The 20,076-nt window shown below is 41.8% G+C and carries 19 protein-coding genes and 1 pseudogene; 8 read left to right on the forward strand and 12 right to left on the reverse strand.

All coding sequences use genetic code 11. The features are described 5' to 3' along the window. Window positions 1-206 precede the first annotated feature (206 nt). From RMY63_RS33535 to RMY63_RS33545, 3 genes are all read right to left on the reverse strand, one after another. On the reverse strand, window positions 207-1,196 hold the full coding sequence (locus tag RMY63_RS33535; RefSeq protein WP_322732841.1) for an MvdC family ATP-grasp ribosomal peptide maturase: 990 nt from the start codon (window positions 1,194-1,196) through the stop codon (window positions 207-209). Window positions 1,197-1,378: 182 nt separating this feature from the next. After that, window positions 1,379-1,714, reverse strand: coding sequence for a microviridin/marinostatin family tricyclic proteinase inhibitor (locus RMY63_RS33540; RefSeq protein WP_322732842.1), 336 nt, complete (start codon window positions 1,712-1,714; stop codon window positions 1,379-1,381). A gap of 323 nt (window positions 1,715-2,037) precedes the next feature. Continuing rightward, window positions 2,038-3,528 carry a glutamine synthetase family protein gene (locus tag RMY63_RS33545; protein ID WP_322732843.1) on the reverse strand — a complete coding sequence of 497 codons (1,491 nt, stop codon included), beginning with the start codon at window positions 3,526-3,528 and terminating at the stop codon, window positions 2,038-2,040. A gap of 206 nt (window positions 3,529-3,734) precedes the next feature. Between RMY63_RS33545 and RMY63_RS33550 the strand changes: the two genes are divergently transcribed. After that, window positions 3,735-4,106, forward strand: a complete 372-nt coding sequence (locus RMY63_RS33550; protein WP_322732844.1) for a hypothetical protein — start codon at window positions 3,735-3,737, stop codon at window positions 4,104-4,106. A 200-nt stretch (window positions 4,107-4,306) separates the two neighbouring features. On the opposite strand, the gene RMY63_RS33555 is transcribed toward RMY63_RS33550, so the two are convergent. Next, window positions 4,307-4,684, reverse strand: a complete 378-nt coding sequence (locus tag RMY63_RS33555; RefSeq protein WP_322732845.1) for a hypothetical protein — start codon at window positions 4,682-4,684, stop codon at window positions 4,307-4,309. A gap of 123 nt (window positions 4,685-4,807) precedes the next feature. Between RMY63_RS33555 and RMY63_RS33560 the strand changes: the two genes are divergently transcribed. Continuing rightward, complete coding sequence (locus tag RMY63_RS33560; RefSeq protein WP_322732846.1) at window positions 4,808-4,990, forward strand: hypothetical protein; 183 nt, start codon at window positions 4,808-4,810, stop codon at window positions 4,988-4,990. A gap of 38 nt (window positions 4,991-5,028) precedes the next feature. Here RMY63_RS33560 and RMY63_RS33565 read toward each other — a convergent pair whose 3' ends face one another. Next, on the reverse strand, window positions 5,029-5,718 hold the full coding sequence (locus RMY63_RS33565; RefSeq protein WP_322732847.1) for an MBL fold metallo-hydrolase: 690 nt from the start codon (window positions 5,716-5,718) through the stop codon (window positions 5,029-5,031). 342 nt (window positions 5,719-6,060) lie between these two features. On the opposite strand from RMY63_RS33565, the gene RMY63_RS33570 reads away from it, so the two are divergent. The 5 genes and pseudogenes from RMY63_RS33570 to RMY63_RS33590 all read left to right on the forward strand — a co-directional run. Beyond that, window positions 6,061-7,584: a site-2 protease family protein gene (locus RMY63_RS33570; protein ID WP_322732860.1), complete on the forward strand. Its 1,524-nt coding sequence runs from the start codon at window positions 6,061-6,063 to the stop codon at window positions 7,582-7,584. Between the two features lie 941 nt (window positions 7,585-8,525). Then, window positions 8,526-8,768 (forward strand): hypothetical protein, encoded by a 243-nt coding sequence (locus RMY63_RS33575; protein WP_322732848.1) that lies wholly within the window; start codon window positions 8,526-8,528, stop codon window positions 8,766-8,768. 4 nt (window positions 8,769-8,772) lie between these two features. Then, on the forward strand, window positions 8,773-9,426 hold the full coding sequence (locus RMY63_RS33580; protein WP_322732849.1) for a hypothetical protein: 654 nt from the start codon (window positions 8,773-8,775) through the stop codon (window positions 9,424-9,426). A gap of 333 nt (window positions 9,427-9,759) precedes the next feature. Continuing rightward, on the forward strand, window positions 9,760-10,053 hold the full coding sequence (locus RMY63_RS33585; RefSeq protein WP_322732850.1) for a hypothetical protein: 294 nt from the start codon (window positions 9,760-9,762) through the stop codon (window positions 10,051-10,053). A 346-nt stretch (window positions 10,054-10,399) separates the two neighbouring features. Further along, a pseudogene (locus RMY63_RS33590) lies at window positions 10,400-10,561 on the forward strand (ISAzo13-like element transposase-related protein); the annotation flags it as partial. Between the two features lie 207 nt (window positions 10,562-10,768). Here RMY63_RS33590 and RMY63_RS33595 read toward each other — a convergent pair. The 7 genes from RMY63_RS33595 to RMY63_RS33625 all read right to left on the reverse strand — a co-directional run bounded on the left by RMY63_RS33595 (window position 10,769) and on the right by RMY63_RS33625 (window position 17,794). Next, the gene (locus tag RMY63_RS33595; protein WP_322732851.1) at window positions 10,769-12,031 is read right to left on the reverse strand and encodes an FAD-dependent hydroxylase; all 1,263 of its coding nucleotides are present in this window, start codon (window positions 12,029-12,031) and stop codon (window positions 10,769-10,771) included. A gap of 325 nt (window positions 12,032-12,356) precedes the next feature. Beyond that, complete coding sequence (locus RMY63_RS33600; protein ID WP_322732852.1) at window positions 12,357-13,235, reverse strand: peptidoglycan recognition family protein; 879 nt, start codon at window positions 13,233-13,235, stop codon at window positions 12,357-12,359. Window positions 13,236-13,626: 391 nt separating this feature from the next. Beyond that, a complete protein-coding gene (locus RMY63_RS33605) occupies window positions 13,627-15,993 on the reverse strand; it encodes a COR domain-containing protein (RefSeq protein WP_322732853.1) in 2,367 nt (788 codons plus the stop codon). Window positions 15,994-16,518: 525 nt separating this feature from the next. Next, window positions 16,519-16,941 carry a type II toxin-antitoxin system VapC family toxin gene (locus tag RMY63_RS33610; RefSeq protein ID WP_322732854.1) on the reverse strand — a complete coding sequence of 141 codons (423 nt, stop codon included), beginning with the start codon at window positions 16,939-16,941 and terminating at the stop codon, window positions 16,519-16,521. Next, a complete protein-coding gene (locus RMY63_RS33615; RefSeq protein ID WP_322732855.1) occupies window positions 16,938-17,177 on the reverse strand; it encodes a DUF2281 domain-containing protein in 240 nt (79 codons plus the stop codon). The genes RMY63_RS33610 and RMY63_RS33615 overlap by 4 nt, the downstream gene beginning before the upstream one ends. A 145-nt stretch (window positions 17,178-17,322) precedes the next feature. After that, window positions 17,323-17,682 (reverse strand): Rieske (2Fe-2S) protein, encoded by a 360-nt coding sequence (locus tag RMY63_RS33620; protein WP_322732856.1) that lies wholly within the window; start codon window positions 17,680-17,682, stop codon window positions 17,323-17,325. Continuing rightward, a complete protein-coding gene (locus tag RMY63_RS33625; protein ID WP_322732857.1) occupies window positions 17,669-17,794 on the reverse strand; it encodes a hypothetical protein in 126 nt (41 codons plus the stop codon). The genes RMY63_RS33620 and RMY63_RS33625 overlap by 14 nt, the downstream gene beginning before the upstream one ends. 147 nt (window positions 17,795-17,941) lie before the next feature. Between RMY63_RS33625 and RMY63_RS33630 the strand changes: the two genes are divergently transcribed. Then, window positions 17,942-19,780: a vWA domain-containing protein gene (locus RMY63_RS33630; RefSeq protein WP_322732858.1), complete on the forward strand. Its 1,839-nt coding sequence runs from the start codon at window positions 17,942-17,944 to the stop codon at window positions 19,778-19,780. Window positions 19,781-20,076: the final 296 nt, after the last annotated feature.

The following is a 20,076-nucleotide window of genomic DNA, read 5'->3' on the forward strand; positions in this document are numbered from 1 at the left end:
ATAAATATATAAGACTCATATTTGATTGCGTGAAAAAAACTCAGTACACCTTTATTCCTTCTTAAGAGTCCCCATTACCCCTTATCCCCAGAGGGGGCCCCACCTTCCCCAGTCGCCAGTCCCCAGTCTCTACGAGTAATTCACCGAATCAAATCGGATTGCTATAGAGGTTATCACTTGGTTTGGAATTTTTAAGTAAGAGCATTTTATTTCGGACTTGTTGAAAGTAGTGCAGATGCAATAGCTAGAGCAATTGGATAGTCTAAATCTCTCTCCAGCATCCCCCACTCTCCTGTAGGATTAATTTCTAAAAAAACATATTCCCCAGATGGCGTTTTAATCAAATCAAATGCTCCAAAAACCAGTCCAAACTTAGCCATAAAGGCATCCAAACAACGGATTAGTTTATCAGGTAATTGATCTGGTTGCCAGGTCAGAATCTTTTTTGTCTCACGTCGCCAATCCTGGGTAGATGCTGCATATTCAGACGCATCTAGCGCCCCGACAAAGAGATTGCCATTCACATACACTGCTCGTAGTTCTTGCTGTTTAGGGATTTGTTCTTGAAACATAACTGGACAATAGCGCAGTGTTTCAGCATCAAGTAAGTCTTCTTCTTTAACGGCGCTGGTATACATAAAAAAAGAGGAGGCTTGCATCCCAAAAGAAAGAGGTCTGAGCAGTTTGACAATCATTTTTCCCTTAACTTGGTGGAAAAATTCTCGTGCTTCTTGAGGATTGTTGGTAACGAGAGTCCGAGGTATGACAAGACCTACTTCTGATGCAACCCGCAGTTGGCGTAACTTGTTTTCAGCTGCACTTATCCGGCGTAAATCATCCACCCACTTAGCTTCTCTTAGGCTGTCCCAAAAGCCATCTAAGACTGCGAGTGATTCATTAGAACAGGCTGCTTGAAATTGTGGAGCCAATTCTTTACCGAGATCGGGTTGCCAAATACGCCGCATCCATACTGCTTGCACTTGCTCGGTGTTGAGGGAGCGATCGTTATATACTAGTGTATGATTGCTACTGGAGTTACTTAAATTAGCCTGGAGTTGGAGTGCGATCGGAAACTTATCAGTATCAAGACGAAATGGCTGTGCGCCTAGTTTTGATACTGCTTCTGCAACTCTATCTATTGTAAAGTAATCACCACTATGAGTGATTAATAAAACTACATCACGAGCAAGGCGCATAAAATATTTTTATTAGTTTTTGCATTTTCACTATTGTCAACTATTGAGAAAGCAAAATATTAAAAAACTGAACTTAATTTTAATGGGAAGCCAACCCCTAGATGAAGTTGGCAAAGCTAACTATATTTTTATTCTGACAATAGTTTTAAAACCGCATCTCTGGTGTAGTCAAAAGTATGCAGCTATGAAGGTGAAGACGGCGAACTGTCCTCACCATCTGAAGGATACTTCAGAGTAGTAGCAAGGTGCTCATCACTATCAGAAGGGTACTTCTCAGTAACAGCGTACTCATCACTATCAGAAGGGTACTTCTTGGTGACAGCGCCATCTTCTTGATCGGATGGATACTTCAGAGTTTGGACAAGTTCATCATTCTCCTTATTTGTAACATTATTACATCCACCGAGAATCGCTTTTGATTCTTGATCAGAAAGGTCTTCAATGCTTTGCCCTTCCAAGAATCGAGCAAAAAATGGTACTGCTTGTGAATTGAAATCTTCTGGTTTGTTTTCAGACACAATCTTCCTCCTATAAAAAGTGAATCTAAATTCATACTGTAACTAATTATATTACATAGTAGTTACCTATACCTTTGCCAAAATAAGAGTTTATACATCAGCTCATCCTCCGAAATTGGCGAAGGTATTGACTTACCAAAACAAGTATTAATTTATCCTTTAACAAATATTTACTTTCAGGTAATTATGCTTGTATAAAGTTAAAAATATAATAATTTTTCTTAAGCAAGTATGGACGGAGTGCAATTGCTCATGCACCGAAAACTTATTTGAAACCTGAATAATCATCCTTAAAAGCGTTGCATTCCCAGGAATTATTCACTTCAAAATAATTCAAAATATTCTCTTTGCTCCCAGTTAGTCACCTGCAATAAATAGTCTTCTGGTGGCCGATCGGCGACGGACTGCAAAAAGCGATTAATTTCACTCTGTTTCATCTTAATGATGAAGTTGATGAATTGCTGCCCCATTTTTTGAGAAAAAAGTTCACTTTGGCTCAAATATGAAATCGCCTCTGGCAAGCTTTTGGGTAAGGTCGGACTTTCTGTCGTGTAAGGTGACTCTGTTGGGGAGCCAGGGTCAAGTTTACGATCTACACCATCTAACCCAGAAATCAATTGCGATGCCATATACAGGTAGGGATTGGCTGCTGGTTCTCCAACTCGGTTTTCAATGTGGGTGGTGGGGTCATCATAACCACCTTGTAATCTAATCATTGCCCCTCGGTTTTCCAATCCCCATCCGGCACGGTCAGGAGCTAGGGAATAGGGTCTAAATCTTTTGTAGCCGTTAATTGTTGGGGTTGTGAACACAGAAGCGGCATTGGCGTGTTTAAGAATACCACCAACGAAATGTTTACCTAAATCTGACATTAGGGTTTTCGTGTTTGCAGACATGAAAGCGTTCTCGCCTGTGGTTCGGTCTATAAGGGATTGGTGCAAATGCCAGCCATTGGAAGAAGAACCTTGCAATCCTGGACGACACATAAACGATGCGATGTAACCTTGTTGACGGCAGATTTGCTTGGTCGCCATTCGGAATATCATCATTGTATCCGCAGCTTGCAATGCCGGAATCGGGTCAAAGGTAAATTCAAATTGACCGACACCTCCTTCGTTTTCTACACTTCTTAAAGGCAATCCCATTTCAACTAAGTTTTCTGCCAGAACGCACAGTAAGTCGTGAATCTCTGGATTGTGGGATTCTAAAAGGTATTGGAAGCTATGCTCTACAGCGCTAACTTTGGCAGGTTCACCAGGTTTTCCAGAAGTACCAACATTAGCGATCGCTAACATCGGATCTTCTAACTTTGCCAAATACCACTCAACTTCTAAGCCGACAATATGCTCTAATCCTCTTTGATATAACTCTACCAATGATTGGCGCATTTTCCCGCGACTGGAAAAGGGCATTGCCTGACCATTTTGGAAGTACTCGTCACAGAGAATAAAGCCAGTACGTTTTGCCCAAGGCAGAATTTTGAAGGTATCAGGGTCAGGAACAGCCACAAGATTTGGCGCACCTGTCATCAAAGGCATATCTAAACTACCGCCAGGAACGAAGGGGTTAAATACTATTGCACCACCAGTATCAAACAGGAATGTCCCTGTGCTGATTTGCATACCGTTTTCTAAGGCGCTCAAAAACGCTTGAGGTAAGAGCGACTTGCTGCGAACAATGCCATGCTGGTCTGACCAAGCGGTACGAATCAACAGTAGATCCCGTTCTTTAACAACAGCCTTGATCTTTGAAGATGCTTCTTTTTGGATTTCTGTCCACAGGTGATAACGCTCAATAAATCCAGGTCTTTTCATTGCACACGAAAATATTTTAATGTTACTAATTATTCGGCTAGTACGCGATCGCTACTTGAAGGGCAATACTAATACTATAGTGGGAATAAAAGTAAAACCAGTAAGTACAATACTATGGCTGAAAACCTTACATGGCAAAGTCTCTGATCTACTTAATCCATGTTCAAACCTAATTATTAGTTTTTCAATTTTTTGGAGGGGAAAAAATGAAGAAGTTTACCAGTTTAATGGTTGTCGGGGCAGTTTTGTCGATTACTGCGCCAGCCTTTGCTGAAAATCGTGCGGTTAATATCAGTATTGGCAGTATTGGTGGCCCCTTAGATAATGCCGCTTTGCAAACAATTCGCCAGGTTATCGGGTTTGCAGTCGGCACTAGCACCGTCGATAAATTCATTGTATATAGTCCCAGAGTCGGATCTCCTATTCCTATCGAAGGGGGTTTATCTGCTTGCGCTGAAGCTGGCTTCGGCACAAGCAATACAACATTTAATGCTTTTATTCAGGAATTGCGTTCAATTAAGCCCAAATCAGGGACTTTCTACAATGTAGAACTTACCGCAAGCTGCAAACAGAAATAAGAATGTCGTTTCCCGCATTTCTCACAAGCTTGAGGAGAAGAAGGGGCAGAGGGGCAGAGGAGCAGAGGGGAAAGAACTTGTACAAGAACTCTCCTCTGCTCTCTGCACAAGGGTATAGTTACTCGCCATAAATCATATCTTGGTTCTGCAACTAAAGATTGAGTCATGATGTTTTTCCTAATCGTCTAAATATTTCCCGCTTAGTCACCCAGTAAAGACATAACCTCTTCTAGCTTCTGTTTCGCCTTGTACAGGTTGATAAGCTTTTCCTGTTCCCATCTAGCAGGTGACTGCATTCTCTTGCCCTCCAGGGAGATTTTAATCAGTGCTGCTTGCTCATCAGTAGGTGAATTCATCTCATCTATAGCGTTACTCAATGCTTGCATGAAAGCAAAGGTAGGAGGTTTTAACCCTTTACCTGCCTCGAATTGAGAGAACGCCATTTGAGGGAATACCATCAATGATGTAATCCACGAAGTCTTGTACCCTTTATTCCCGGTTGGTTTGATGCCGTAGCGTAAGCATAAGTCACGAAGTTCTTTGATGGTTTTGATTTCGAGTTCTGAACGTGTGAACATAGAGTTACCATTTTCAAAAAGTGGTATCGGTGAGTTACAAGTTTTCCAGACAGTACGCTCACCGATTTAAAACTATACACCGATGGTTTCGTCGGTTTAAAGCTATATTTATATCTCTAAACAATGTCTGACCGCAAAGGTAAACCTGAAAATTTTGGTAATCCACAAAGTAAAGAACTAAATCAGCAGCTTAGTTTTCGTGTCACCAAGGAAATGAAAGATGAGGTGAAAGCACAAGATGACCCTCCTGAATTTTGTAGAGAAGCTATTCAGAAAGCACTAGATGAGAAGAAACAGAATCGGTAGGTTGCTACAATTGCATGGAATTACACAGACCTTACTCATTAACTAAAAAGGCTATCACTGCGTACAAAATGCTTACCTCTAAGAAAGCCTGTATTAGCTCCAGGACAAATATACTGGAGAGTTTCTGGTGTAAAACGTTCTAATAATAATCGAAGGCTCTGAATTTGCCTTGGCCAGTGAAAGGTTTTAGCTGTCCGTAATGGTACTGGTTGACCATGCTGGTTAGGGAGTAAATGGCGACCAGAAAACAAGATACCCCCAAGTTCGCTGTAGTACAGACAAGATGAGCCGGGAGAATGGCCTGGTGTCCAAATTACTTGTGTTGTAGCATCAAGAGTAAATTCTTGCCTAAAAGTAGTTACGGTTAAGTCTGGTAATAAATAGGCTTCTTGCTCTTGGATCAGTATCTCGCAGCCAAAGGCTTGCTGAAATTCAGCAGTCTTGCCAATGGCGCCGCGATGGGTGATAAATAACCAACGCACGCCTCCATGCGATCGCAAAAAATCTTGATTTGTTTTTTCTAATGCAGGGCAATCTATGAGGATATTGCCTTCATTTCTTACAATAAAATAAGAGGTTCCCCCTAATGTATCCCGATTGGGTGGAAAGGCAAAAATGCTCTCTTGTGCGAAGTCCGATTGCAGAGAACCTGCGCTGAGAACTTCGTCAGGGAAAACAGCCCGTGGCGGCTTAGTTGTATGACTTGGCTGTTGAGGTAAAGGGCACATAATCAAAGAACCGAAACTGAGGAGTTGTGGACAATCTGGTTACAGTGTGGAAATTCTTAAGATTGAACTGGGAATTGGGGACTTGTACTAAGCGAACGCGAGTGCGTCTCCAAGAGTTGTATTGGGAACTAGGGACTGGGGAAGATTTGAATGGAGATTGGTACGCCAACCAAATTTTAAAAGAATTTCTTCCCCAATACCCAGTACCCAGTCCCCAGTACCCAATACCCAGTCCCCTGTTAACCGTTGTAAAAAAAATTGGGATTTGAGGTCTGCCTTGTAGTTAATGCTATGGTGCTGAAGCTACTGGTGGGGCGTTTTGTCAAAATTACTGAAGAGAACATGGCATTTTGGTTTCTGTTTATCCTCCTGCTGGGGCTAGCTACTTATCTCATGGTGCAGCGCAGCGTTGCTCACATCACCCGCACACCAGTATGGTTGTTGTGGCTGGTTTTAATGACACCAGCATTCCTGTTGAGTGGGTGGACGCTAATCTACGGGGCGAAACAATCTCCACCACCAGAGCTGATTCTCTGGTCGGTATTTGTCTGCACAGTTTTGTACTGGGTGTTGTTTCAATGGGGGCGGCAAGTACCTAGAGATACACAGACCGACGAAGCCCAAACCCAAGCCTCAGAATCACAGCCGATTATTCAGCCTACCCCAGAACCAATAGTGCGTCCCATTGAACCAACGGAAGAAACCCAACTACGAAATTGTTTTCCTTGGTCTGTATACTACGTTCAAAATATTGAGTATCGACCACAATCTGTGATTTGCCGGGGTCAGTTGCGAACTAAAGCCAGTAACGCTTACCAGCAGATTAAAACTAATATTGAAGCACAATTTGGCGATCGCTTCTTGCTGATTTTTCAAGAAGGCTTCAATGGCAAACCTTTCTTTGTCCTGGTTCCTAACACTCAAGCAGCTAAACAGACAAATACACCACGACGCGACCAGGAACGATTAACTCGACCAGGATTAGCGCTGATGCTGCTAGCAGCTACTTTGATCACTACTACCTTAGTGGGAGTGGAAAATGCTGGTGTTACTCTGCCGCCTATCTGGCAAATTGGATCTTTGTTCAAACTTTTATCTAACCCAGATGTCCTATTCAAAGGATTGCCTTATGCTTTAGGATTGATGACTATTTTGGGCATTCACGAACTTGGGCATTATTTGACAGCTAAATTTTACAAGATTCGCTCGACGTTGCCTTACTTTATTCCCGTGCCTTTCTTCTTGGGAACTTTTGGTGCATTTATTCAGATGCGTAGTCCCATTCCCAACCGCAAAGCTTTATTTGATATTAGTATCGCTGGGCCACTTGCAGGTTTTGTTGTTACCTTGCCATTACTAATATGGGGCTTGGCTCATTCTGACGTGGTTTCCCTGACTGAAAAAACCCGACTTTTAAATCCTGATGCCCTCAATCCCAAGTATTCAATTTTACTGGCTATACTCTCGAAGTTAGCTTTGGGAAGTCAGTTAACAGCAAAATCAGCCCTCGATTTGCATCCAGTTGCAGTAGCAGGTTTTTTAGGACTAGTTGTCACGGCATTAAATTTAATGCCTGTGGGACAATTAGATGGAGGTCACATTGTCCATGCAATGTTTGGACAACGAACTGCGATCGCAATTGGTCAAATTGCTCGTGTGTTGTTGCTATTACTTTCTTTAGTTAGGGAAGAATTTTTGGTGTGGGCGATTATCTTATTATTTATGCCGTTGATTGATGAACCTGCACTGAATGATGTCACTGAATTGGATAACCAACGTGACGTTTGGGGGTTACTGGCAATGGCTTTGTTGATTGTAATTATTCTGCCATTACCGCAGGCGATCGCTAACTTTTTGCAAATTTAAAAAGTACAGCAGAATTTAGAAGTGAGAATTCAAAAGTAAGACAGGCTTTATAGCTGACTTTGAGGCAAATCGTTGCGTACTTCATTTTCCTTAAAATTGGCTGTATCAGCGAGCGCGATCATTATCTTTCAGCAGTTCATAGATTTATCTATAGGAATCCGGTTTGATTTCTGAAAAAATCTAAGTATCTGTAGGGTGTGTTATGGCGTAGCCTAACGCACCTAAATCGTTAACTGGTGCGTTACGCCAAAGGCTAACGCACCCTACGTGTATTTCAGAAATCAAATATGAGTCCTATATAAGGTTTTCTGCTTGTCCTCTTCCATGAAGCCTTATCGTTTTGCTAAGGGACTTCCAAAAAATAAATTGTGCCGTTATCAATAATGATAATCATTTTGATTTACTATATATTTTATTTTCTTAAAATCCCTAAAAGAATGCAAAACAACCTGCATCGGGTTTTGGAGCAGTTGCAGTATTGCTTGGAAGTGACACCAGAGCAACGTAAGAAAGCTGTTTCAGTTATTGGGTTTTGAGGGAAAGCGCGTAAATTAATGGCATTTTTTCGGAAATGCCATTTTTACTATTGTAGCTTGATCTATGTGATAAGCAGTTACAATGAATCTTAAAACTACTAAAGAAATGCACATTAATATTTCAGATGATTTGAAAAAGCAGTTTCATGCAATCTGCGTTATGCAGGGGAAAAGATGAATCAGGTAGTAGTTGAGTTAATTCAGCAATGGCTGAGAACAAATGAAGCTCCTCCGAATGATAAAGCAAAGAAAAAAGAAGCTATCACCTAATTGGGGTTCAGCCGGGATACGCGCAAAACAGAATGTTCCATCTTGCAGATATCCTGACCGAACGCCAATTAAGCTTAGGGAGATCCAAGAAATAAAATGCCCAGCTGTCTCCTGCATGAGACGCTAGCGCCAACTATGAAAGCCCTTTTCTTTGGAGAAGGGGCTGGGCATTTTATTACTGGTAAGGGACTTAACAGCTTTGTTGCTAATGGTTTGACAACCCTTGCATTGCTGGGTGGAAGCAGGCTCTTGAAGCAGAAGAAGAATGCTTTTTATAAAATCTGCAAAGAACTTGAAGTTGTCTTTAAACAAGGTAAGTACTTGGCTGATTTGGAAAATACTAAATTAAAACTAAATTGTAATAAGGCGAAAGGTTAAAAGTATGTCAATCCAAAACTTTTTAAATGAATCTGATGTAGATACATTAATAAACCTTTTGCTTCGTAGCCAACAATCAAGAACACGAGAAGCACTATGTTTTAGCATTGGACTCGATCCCAAGCGACTTTCGTTTTTAAGAGATTCTTCGGATTATGACTTTTTTCTACTACTCATTAAGTATTTAAATGAAACAGACAATCAAGAAGCTCTTTGTAAACTTTGTTGTCAGCAACTATTTCCTATTTTTAGTAAAGGAACACACAGACTTTTTTTAAGCAATTTTTGCGAAAAACTCAATTGTAATCATGATTTAAGCAATCTTTATTCAAATAGTTCAAAGACTCAAAATTCTACTTTAACTGAAGTTTCAACAAATGGTTCAATTTTTGGTAGAGGTATAAGTATTATTGTAACAATTACAGGTGTTGTAGTCTTACTTGGAGGAGGATTAATGTATTATTTTATATCACAGTCGCAGCAATTGCCATTAGGAACCTATCAAGCTAGTTGTCCAACTATTTCTGTAAAGGACAGTATTTTGACTGGTACTTGTAAAGATTTACATGGTCGTTTGAAAACAAGTAGTTTAGAGTATAAGCAATGTAAGTATGGTATTGAAAACACGGATGGTAGACTGGAATGTGATGGAATGTAAAATGTAAATCGTTGTAGCAGAGCTACAGATGAATAACCCTCCTTGGCGTGCAACCACTATTTTATTAGCTTTGCTACAACACTAATGCATTAAAGTTTGTTTTAGATAATTCGCACCGTTGAGGAGAATTTTTACCTGCTATTATCAAATTATATTTGATCTCAGAAAGAGCTAATTTTACATAATACATAGTGGTTTTTCAACATCTACTTATTTAATAATTTTTTAAGTTTATAGTTTTTATATTCAAGGCTTATCCAGGACTATGATTATCGAAATGTACAATAAGCTTAATAAGCTCTGTACTTAGTTACTAATCTATCGTCATGTATTATGATGCTATCTAACTTTAGTTTAAATCGCTTGGCTATCTCGGCTTCTGTACTAGCTTTGACATTTGGGATAGCATTTGTTGCCCAGCCTGCTCAAAAAGCTTCTGCCAAAGTCATATCTAGTACCTATCAAAAAACTTGTTCTAACATTCAAGTTCAAGACGGAGATTTGTTATCAGCAACTTGTATAAGAACAGATGGCAGACTCAACAATACATCTCTTCGCATTCCCGGAATTGAAAATATTGATGGAGTATTGACGTTTAATAACCCTAACAATACTGGTAGCTATTAAAAAACTTGTTCTAATATTCGAGTTCAAGACGGAGATTTGTTATCAGCAACTTGTATAAGAACAGATGGCAGACTCAACAATACATCTCTTCGCATTCCCGGAATTGAAAATATTGATGGAGTATTGACGTTTAATAACCCTAACAATACTGGTAGCTATTAAAAAACTTGTTCTAATATTCGAGTTCAAGACGGAGATTTGTTATCAGCAACTTGTATAAGAACAGATGGCAGACTCAACAATACATCTCTTCGCATTCCCGGAATTGAAAATATTGATGGAGTATTGACGTTTAATAACCCTAACAATACTGGTAGCTATTAAAAAACTTGTTCTAATATTCAATACAGAGTCAAAAGTCACAAGTGATTTTATAGTTGATGTTTTAGAGGACTTTTGGTTAGGAGAGAGACATCGTTTTTCTCAGATTGAAACGCTAGTTCTAAATCAAGATAATGGCAGCGAGAATAGTTCTCGCCGCACCCAGTTTATGAAGCGTATAGTAGATAGGACTTACGCAAAACATAACGAAAGTAGCGGTAATTCATGAATTACCGCTACGCAATAATCAGGTTTTCAGGCACATCTTGCGTAAGTCCTGGTAGAGTTTACCCAGAAGTACTCACTAACTAAACATACGTTTAGCGTATTATCATCCATCCCATTGATTATCATTCTTAGCAAAGATGCTGTCTTTTGTTTTTTTTGGAATATTTTATTCTTTGGAAGTCCCTAAATCTGGAGTCCGCCCTTTTAAGCCAATCATCAATTTCAGCATAAATACTTTTAATACAGGTACTCGCTGTAAAAACCATAAACCCAGACGACGAACCACTACCACAGGGAAGAAATTATTAGAGAAGATCCGATCTAATAAATCGGTGAAACCTAAAATCGCCAGATTCTCTAGCTGGCGCCAGCGTTCATAACCTTTGAGAATCTGAATATCGCCAATATCTTTACCCGCCTTATGCGCGGCTTGAATTACTTGCGCCAAAGCTGCTGCATCCCGAATACCTAAATTTAAACCTTGTCCGCCGACAGGATGGCAATTGTGCGCCGCGTCACCAATTAATGCCAATCGGGGGAGAACGTAGCGATCGCTTTGCATGAGTTGCACTTGAAAAACAAAGCGATCGCCTAGTAATTCCAGTTTCCCCATTTGATCGCCATAGCGGCGGCTTAGTTCTGCTAAAAATTGCTCGTCATTTAAGGCACACAAAGCTTTTGCTTCTTCATGGGGCGCTGTCCAGACAATGCGGCAACGGTTCCCCGGTAAAGGTAAAATCGCAAACGGGCCGCTAGACCAAAATCTTTCGTAAGCAGTGTTATTGTGGGGTTTTTCTGGTTTGACAATGGCGACTATGCAAGATTGCCAATATTTCCAGCCAGAGGTTTTGATTCCAGCCGCTTGCCGAATTGGCGATCGCGATCCATCTGCGGCTACAACTAATTTGCTCTTGACTGTCTTTAGTTGATCGGCAATTTTAATATCAATGGCGACTATATGCTGCTGGTATTGCGTATTTACCACTTCCGCCGGACACAAATAAGTCACGTTGGGACAATCTTGGACAAAATCTTGCAACGGCTGCAACAGGGCTTGATGTTCCGCCACATAACCCAACTCTGCTGTATTGATATCATCTGTCGTAAATTCCACCACATCGGGATAATCAGCATCCGAAAGACGAACTCGGCGATACTTGGCGATTTGCGGTAACATGTTGTCCCAAACGCCAATTCCTTGATAAATTAGCGACGAAAGCTGATGAACTGCATAGGCTTGTCCCTTGGCTACTGCCGCTGATGCTACTTTTGCCTCAATTAGCAAGACACTCAAGCCAGAATCTTTTAAAGCAGAGGCTAGAGTTAACCCAATAATCCCACCGCCGACAATTACCAAATCATATTCATATCCCCGCTCATTTGGCGGTGTTGGTTGAGGGGAAATTTGCTCAAGCTGCGTTGGGGTCATTATTAAGTTAGGTTACAGCGTCTTAACTCTTATTTTGACGCGATCGCGCCTTCTTGGGCAAGTTTAAAAGCTAAACAACAGTAAAGGGGACTGGGGATTAGGGACTGGGGACTGGGAACTAGGGACTGGAGATTGGATACCAAATCAAAAAATTATGGTGGTTGCTCTTACCCACCACCAAATTTTAAAAAGTTTTGTAGGGTGTGTTATTGCTGTCTTCGTAACGCACCATCCTACTTTTGTATACACCGTATCCTTATTGAGTGAGGAAGGAATTTCTAGAGCCAGCTTTTTAAGAGAGATAGGGAAGTGCGTAAGCCCTGAATTATTTGTTGACTCGATAGATTGGTCTAACCTGACGATAAGTATTAAGTAAGCTGAGAAATTTTTGACCATCAAAATTTATCGGGTCAACTTTTTTACCAGAACGGTCTACTAAATGGTGCGTAGTGATGCGATGATCTGGAACTTGACTTTGAGCAATTAACCAAGCAAGAGAATGATATTGAGCTTCCGTGTAGCCGCTATGGGTTTGTTGGCTGCTACTGTCATAACTATCTGGCGGTGTTTCCAAAGAGACGTGATAAGCAAAATTATTCACCGATGCCGGCAAATTCGGATTAGTCTGCACAGTTTCCACTCCCTCGGAACTCTCAAATACTGAGTTAGCCGCACCAAAAGCCCGCTTTTCTGGCGGTACTAAATAAACCACCGTTCCGTCTAACTTGATTAAAGCGTGGTAACTTGCTTGCACACTTTCATCAGTATGGGCTATTTGAAAGAAATTAACGGCGCTGGAAGCAGAATAACCAGTTTCATGGAGGACGATAATCGGTTGATTGTGGAGAGTTACGCCGTTAACATCTTGAGCGTACCGTTCTCCATAGTTACTTGGATCAACCGAAGCAACTTGATAATTAGGTCTGTACTGTGCAAAAGCTTGAGTGGTTACATACGTTGCTACAGGTTTGTTAGTTTTGACTGGGGACTTGATAACATTTTGAAATTTATTCTCTGGCTCTTTCGCTGATTGAAATTGCGCCTGGGGATATTTACTGAAAGCTGTAACCTGTGGATTGGATGTACGGGATATTGTCGGATTGTTGTGTAATTTTGTTGCTCGTCCAATTAGCAGCACTACAATTAGAGTGGCGAACATCAGCCAGATTAGTAGCACCCTAGTCACCCAGTCTGTAAACTTCATTTTCCTAATACCCTAATACCCGTAAAACCGTAGATATTAATTTATAGCTAAACTGGCGTGTCAGTTGTAGAGGCGCACTTCTGTAAACCCCTACCACTTATAGTATCCAAATAATAATCGCTATAATACCTTAATTCTAGTCAAATATACGTTACTAGTATATGTTGGAATGCTAGGTAATTGTTTTAAATGCTATCAAAATCATTACTAGTGGTTAAGGCAATAGTTGATCAATTGTTTCTCTACAATTCAAGATCGCAATCTCAAATCTAATATATAGGACTCTTATTTGATTTTTGAAAAAACTCCGTACAACTCGAAAGGGCTGATTCCCTACTCCCTACTCCCTGCCTACGCAAATAAGTTCAAAAATCAAATCGGATTGCTATAGTTAGCATTTATACTCTGCTGCGTGATGTTCGCATAGCCACAGGTAATGTCCCTCTGGAGTCAAGACTTTGTTTAATCCACCCCAGTGCTGCTGGGGATCTTTTTCTTCTAAAAGTTGACGTAAGGTACGCAAAGCTCCACCATCAGCGCGTTCTGGATCTAAATCTTCACCTCTAGCAATTTTGTCTGCTAATTCTAAATCTTCAGATTGTTTAAGTTGAGGTAATTTTGCTGCTAGTTCTTTGGTGAATTCGAGATCATTTTTAAAGACTTTTTCATATTCTTGTTCGTTTAGCAAACTTACAAACGGCCCTACTATGGGTGCAGCATATCTCAAGACACTAAATAATCTACTAATATAAGGTGCTGTTACTCTCAGCCATTTGGCAGGTTCATTTATTTCATATAAACCGCCTTCTTGAGTGGGATGCCAACAACCCGGTGCTTGGCAATAGAGTTGTAAATGTAGCTTTTGTCCGACTATATTTTTCTTCCAAGCTTTAGCATCATGGGGACGCAAGACAAATACATTCGGACAATGAGCATCAATGCTTGCTTGTTCGCGGCGGAATATATTGGTAAACTCGCGTTGTATATGTTCCCGGATATCTTTAAGCTCATCAATAATTGCTTCCTGTCCACCAACAACTGTTTTTTCTAACTGGTCGATACGTAACAGCACTTGATCCTGGGTGCGCCAATCCAAACCGAAAAGCAGAGTTGATACTGAGACAGATTCAAAACTTTCCTGACATTGCATATCTGGAATTGTTTTTTTAGCGATCGCTTTCTCTAAATTTGCATAATTGAACAAGTAAATACATCCTTCCCCATCATGACCAGGACAGGGAATAAAGCGTTGAATCTCCAATCCGGGAAACCTTGCTAGAGTTAGCTCAATGCCATCTTTGAGTAATGCAAAGAAATTCTGGGGGTATGCTCCTCGGACTGTTAATTGCAAATAGCGATCGCGAGGAAATGCTTGCACTAAAGCTAAATGTTTTTGCTCCGAATCAGCAAATAAAACACCATTACGCCAATGAATGCTAGTCGTGAAGCGGTGTTGACGCGCAATAAACCAAGTGGGAATACCCGCAGGAATGGTATCGAGTTGAAATTTCATAGAAATTTCATTGCAGTTATCTGTTTGTTTGATTTGCTGCCATTTCTGTTCGTAATTAGGCGCGTCTAGGGGCAAACGTTCCACAACTAAACTAATATCCCGGTTTTCTAAAGTCCGGTAGGAAAGGTCAAAACGCTCCATCAAGCGAAGGAAGTGGTCGCGCATTGATGGCTCTAAGTACCGCCAAAGTTGATTCATTTCCTGACGGGTGAAAATGCCAAAGCGATCGCTTACGTCTTTGCTTTCCAAAACTTTGCTGATATATTCAGTTACCCACTGGGGCTTGAGAATAACAGTATCGTTAAGTTCTTCATTGTCTTGGAAATAAAGAATTTCACCTAATTCATGCAGCCATCGCGCCAGCACTTCTTTGCTGATGTCAGCAACTTTGTAATCAGCCATGATGTCCCACAATTGCTGCGGTGTAATTTGTTTTTTTGCCTCAGTGCGGATGGCATTGGCAGCATTTAACCAGGTGGTAGGCCAGATTTCCCCCATTAAAGGTAACTTAGCGGCTGCTTCTGCGATCGCCTGCCGCAGTTCTTCAATGCCACGGCTGCTTTTAGAGCTAATTTTATAATGTTCGATAATCTGGGGATATTTGTCGCGTAGCTCTTTTAGGGGAAGATCGGCATCTCGCTCATCAATGTGGGTGGCGACGAGTAAAATCGGAGATTGTGGGGCTAAAGCTTTGATAGTATCCAGCCAGTAATAGAGTTTACCTTGCTCAAATCCCAGTCGAGCATTCCAGGCGAGTAAGAATAGGGAACGGTTGGTGAGGAAGAATTGATGGGTGGCGTGATAGATTTCCTGTCCACCAAAATCCCAGGTGTTCAGCTGCATTCTTGTATCTGCTTGCGTTGGATGGGTTAATTCCAGGGATTTAATTTCAATGCCGTGGGTGGTGGATTCTTGGGTGTCGAACTCTTCACCACGTAATGCTCTTAATAAAGATGTCTTACCTACACCTCCTTCACCGACGACCAGCAGTTTAGAAACCCACTGCCGTAGGCTACCCTCTAACCTTTCTCGAAGATAAGTGAAAATTGCCTGCGTTCCTTGCTCGACAATCTCAGGCGGCGGCGAACTTAATTGTGGATTGTTATTGAGGGATAGCAATGTCAAGTTGGAGAGTTGGCTGATTTCTGGCGGCAGGCTGCTGAGTTGATTGTAAGAGAGGTCTAGCTCCGTTGCGTTTTCCCTGGCAGCTTGTTCAATAATTTGCAACAGTTCTTCGTTTGTCACCTGTAAACCTCACCAACTCTGTAGCGATATTTACTAAAGTAGTATATCGTAACTAAGCATTACAGATTGGATTACCATGTTCATGTCCATAAAAACGGCTGTAATGTTTAAATTTGTAGGGTGCGTAGGCGTAGCCAGTCGTAGACATTGCTAACCTTGCAACAATATTCACTCATTCACGAGTATAAAAGACTCGTCCACGAGTATAAAAGACTCATTAACGGAGTTCAAATACTCGTCCACGAGTATAAAAGACTCATTAACGGAGCTAAAAGACTCGTCCACGAGTATCAAAGACTCATTAATGGAGCTAAAAGACTCGTCCACGAGTATAAAAGACTCATTAACGGAGCTAAAAGACTCGTCCACGAGTATCAAAGACTCATTAACGGAGTTCAAATACTCGTCCACGAGTATAAAAGACTCGTTAGCGAATCAACAATTTTGTTCGCATTTGCTCATTCAAAATTCGCTCATGAAGAATGCATTCTCGTGACTTTAGGCATTTTAGCTTACTCCGATCGCTCACACATCCTCTGGCATAATCACAGAAATCAATTGATTACGATTCTGGCGATAAATCCTAAAATCGCTATCAAATGTGAGCAATTCACTTTCAGGATACAGTTGTGCCATCCTCACCAAACACGCATCTGCTAACGACATTGGAACCGACTGATATCGCCGCAATAATTCTTCAATCTCTGCTGCTGACTCACTTAAGCGCATTGGAAGTAAGATGTTTTCGGCACTGAGCAAAGACATCACCGCTTCTTGACCACCGTAAATATTCCGTAACAAAAAACAAGTCTCGACAATTACAGCTTCACAAGTAAGTAAAGGTTGCCCAATTGTAGCTAAGGTGTTGATTACCCAAGCATGAAAATGCTCTCTGCGATTAATAAAAGCTACTAATGGCCCTGTATCGATGATGACTCGCTGCTTCATTCACTTCCTAAACCTTCAAGATATTGTTTGTTCGTAGCCAAATCACCAGGCCCACTGTCAACGCAACCAGCAAGTTGTTGAGCAGCTGTCAAAAATGAAATAGGCTCCTGCTGTTCTTGGTTAATATTTTGTTGTGCTAACTTACTTTGTAGAAACTCAATAAAATCTAAAACCTCTTGTTGCTTCTCTGGTGGGAGTGACCGCATTCTTTCGGTGGCAGTTTGTACAATGCTCAAGGCAACCTCCAGATTTTATCCCTTCTCTGAACTATGTTCCATTACTTCAAGTCTAAGAGGTAAATTTTGATAGAAACCCCAGCCAATGAGTTTAGCTGGGGTTTTTCTTTTTTACTTAGCACTGTGTAAATTCAGGGAGAGGGTGCTATTCCTCTTGCACATCAACCCAGATACTACCTTCTTCAACACGAATCGGAAACACTGGCAGTGGCTTTGGTTGTGAAACTAACGAGAGTACCTTACTTACCCCAGGTGGCCAGGAACACCAGTCTTTTACCTCACCAGTCCGCAGATCAAAAGCACTGCGATGGAAGGTACAAACAATTGCGCCATTCTCATTTATTTTCCCACTTTTCAAAGGTAATTTTAAGTGAGGACAAGTGTTATCTACAGCATAAAACTGACTTTCGTGATTCAAAAGCAAAATTTTTCGGTTGCCAACTTTCACCACTTCTCGCGCACCAGGGGAAAGTGCATCGACTGCAAGAACTTTAGTCCAACTCATTAGGTTCTCCTCTCCTAATATATCTGCTTTCAGTTTCCCGCAATAGTGACCAGTGCGATCGCCTTTGAGTACCGGAGAGTCGAAAATCTCTGCGACGGGCTTTGTCTAACATGGCAAAAATATACAACTATAAAATAGTACATTAAAAACCATTTTTATACCGTACAAAATTATTTCTGGGTAAACTAAATAAAGTAGTTACTGTCTAAGCCTCACAAGGCTTGTAGCTGATAACAAACAATTCTGAGGGATATATAAAATGATTAAGACAAGTTACGAATTTGACCAGTCTATCCTCGCCGCAGGATCTTCATTAAAGACTAATATTCTGCTACGTTTTCGTGCTGACATAGCTAAATCTCCTCGGCGTAACCTTAACCTTTCGCTTGTAATTGACCGTTCCGGCTCTATGGCAGGCGCTCCCTTGCATCACGCACTCAAAGCCGCTGAGTCTGTGGTAGATCAACTTGAGCTAGATGACATTCTCTCGGTAGTTGTTTACGACGATGAAGTGGACAGTGTTGTGCCACCCCAGTCTGTGACTAACAAAGCCGCACTGAAAAATTCCATCCGCAAGGTGAGAGCAGGCGGTATTACCAACTTATCGGGGGGATGGCTCAAAGGCTGCGAACACGTGAAAACGCGACTCGATCCGCAAAAAATCAACCGTGTTCTCCTGCTTACCGATGGTCACGCCAATATGGGCATTCAAGACCCCAAGATACTGACGGCGACATCAGGACAAAAAGCTGAAGAAGGCATTATCACAACTACGTTAGGTTTTGCTCAGGGTTTCAATGAAGACCTGCTAATTGGAATGGCAAGGGCAGCCACAGGCAACTTCTACTTTATTCAGAGCATCGACGAAGCAACTGAAGTGTTTAGTATTGAGCTAGACAGTCTCAGAGCAGTAGTGGGACAGAACCTCAAGGTGACACTTGAATTGGCTGATGGTGTCAGCCTGGTTGATACCTTAAGTCTGGCTAAAGTTAGCCAGAATGACGCAGGTCAAGCTGTCATCACCTTGGGAGAGCTTTACGAGGGCGAAGATAAACTCCTCGGTTTGAGTTTGGAGATATCAAGCGCTCAAGTTGGTGAGTTACCTGTGATGAAGCTGCACTACAGCGCCGATGTTGTGCAAGATAATCGCATTCAAAGCGTGTCAGGTACTATAGATATCGTCGCCAAAGTTGGCACTGTTGAGGAAGCAGCTTTTGCTGCTACGAGCCATATTATTCTGGAGCTGAGTCGCCTGACGATCGCTAAAGCTAAAGAGACTGGCCTGAATCTCGCTGAACATGGCAAGCATCAGGAAGCTGAACAAACCCTGCGGGCGCTTGTGAAAGATTTGCGGGATAAAGGGCTAAACGAGAATTTTGAAATTGCTGAAGAGATCGATCAGCTTGAATATTTCGCCCGTCGGATCGCTCAAAAAGCTCTAGGCAATGCCGGACGGAAAGAGATGCGGGATCAGACTTACCAGACGATGACACGCAATCGCAGCGATCTGGTGGGTCGCGGTGTCACTACTGGTGATGAAGTGTACGCCATGCCCATTGTGAATGAAGTCGGTTCAGGTGTTGAATTGTACTGTGTTCGTGAAGGGGGTAAACTGCGGGTCAAAGTCATATCTGGAGGTTACGATTCAACCAAGAACATCCAGTTTCCCCGCGCCATTCGTGCCGAGGGGGCACGCTATGTCGTTGAAGGACTGGAACTCTCTAGCGATGGTACTTTCTATCGGGTACATAGTAAAATCACCCGTTTTGCTCAACCCGGTGAAACAGATATCTTTGTTGCCCCTAGACAATCGCATCCAGCTAACACAGGTAAAGCTTCCAAAGGCCCCGCCAGTGCTGCCGATCTTCCTACAACTGACAGTGTAGGGGACAGTATTTTAGTTCAGTGTGTCAAAGATGGCAGTAAACTGCGCGCTAGGGTGGTTTCCGACGGATATGAACCAGATTGGAACATGCGTTTTCCGCGATCGGTTCGCGAGGAAGGAATGCTTTACGTCGTTGATGAAGTCAAAACCGCACCAGATGGCAAGTCTTATATTGCCTGTGGTGAAATTAAGCGATTTGTCCAACCCACTTGAATTGGGGAGCAGGGGAGCAGGGGGAGATGAGGGGGATAAGGGAGACAAGGGGGAATTATTAGACTTCTTGCATAAATCCAAAATAAGAACCCCACCGCCTTTGACTTACGGCAAAGTCTCCCCTAAGAGCCTGCGGCTACCGTGTACACACAAGTCTGAAGTTGCTCAAGAATCTGGGTTTTACCCCACCCTAACCACTGCCCGAATTCAATCAACGACACCTCCAATTCAATAAACGACCGCCCGAATTCAATCAACGACACCTCCAATTCAATAAACGACCGCCCGAATTCAAT

Origin of the sequence: Nostoc sp. ChiQUE01b (genome assembly GCF_034531255.1) — a bacterium.
Classification (GTDB): Bacteria; Cyanobacteriota; Cyanobacteriia; order Cyanobacteriales; family Nostocaceae; genus Nostoc.

Excerpts from the sequence above, each read along its gene's own strand:
- RMY63_RS33570 (WP_322732860.1), top strand. The coding sequence starts at position 6,061 with ATGGCATTTTGGTTTCTGTTTATCCTCCTGCTGGGGCTAGCTACTTAT.
- RMY63_RS33550 (WP_322732844.1), top strand. The coding sequence starts at position 3,735 with ATGAAGAAGTTTACCAGTTTAATGGTTGTCGGGGCAGTTTTGTCGATT.
- RMY63_RS33630 (WP_322732858.1), top strand. The coding sequence starts at position 17,942 with ATGATTAAGACAAGTTACGAATTTGACCAGTCTATCCTCGCCGCAGGA.
- RMY63_RS33575 (WP_322732848.1), top strand. The coding sequence starts at position 8,526 with ATGAAAGCCCTTTTCTTTGGAGAAGGGGCTGGGCATTTTATTACTGGT.
- RMY63_RS33610 (WP_322732854.1), bottom strand. The coding sequence starts at position 16,941 with ATGAAGCAGCGAGTCATCATCGATACAGGGCCATTAGTAGCTTTTATT.
- RMY63_RS33620 (WP_322732856.1), bottom strand. The coding sequence starts at position 17,682 with ATGAGTTGGACTAAAGTTCTTGCAGTCGATGCACTTTCCCCTGGTGCG.
- RMY63_RS33545 (WP_322732843.1), bottom strand. The coding sequence starts at position 3,528 with ATGAAAAGACCTGGATTTATTGAGCGTTATCACCTGTGGACAGAAATC.
- RMY63_RS33555 (WP_322732845.1), bottom strand. The coding sequence starts at position 4,684 with ATGTTCACACGTTCAGAACTCGAAATCAAAACCATCAAAGAACTTCGT.
- RMY63_RS33585 (WP_322732850.1), top strand. The coding sequence starts at position 9,760 with ATGATGCTATCTAACTTTAGTTTAAATCGCTTGGCTATCTCGGCTTCT.
- RMY63_RS33565 (WP_322732847.1), bottom strand. The coding sequence starts at position 5,718 with ATGTGCCCTTTACCTCAACAGCCAAGTCATACAACTAAGCCGCCACGG.
- RMY63_RS33600 (WP_322732852.1), bottom strand. The coding sequence starts at position 13,235 with ATGAAGTTTACAGACTGGGTGACTAGGGTGCTACTAATCTGGCTGATG.
- RMY63_RS33535 (WP_322732841.1), bottom strand. The coding sequence starts at position 1,196 with ATGCGCCTTGCTCGTGATGTAGTTTTATTAATCACTCATAGTGGTGAT.
- RMY63_RS33625 (WP_322732857.1), bottom strand. The coding sequence starts at position 17,794 with ATGTTAGACAAAGCCCGTCGCAGAGATTTTCGACTCTCCGGTACTCAA.
- RMY63_RS33595 (WP_322732851.1), bottom strand. The coding sequence starts at position 12,031 with ATGACCCCAACGCAGCTTGAGCAAATTTCCCCTCAACCAACACCGCCA.
- RMY63_RS33560 (WP_322732846.1), top strand. The coding sequence starts at position 4,808 with ATGTCTGACCGCAAAGGTAAACCTGAAAATTTTGGTAATCCACAAAGT.
- RMY63_RS33580 (WP_322732849.1), top strand. The coding sequence starts at position 8,773 with ATGTCAATCCAAAACTTTTTAAATGAATCTGATGTAGATACATTAATA.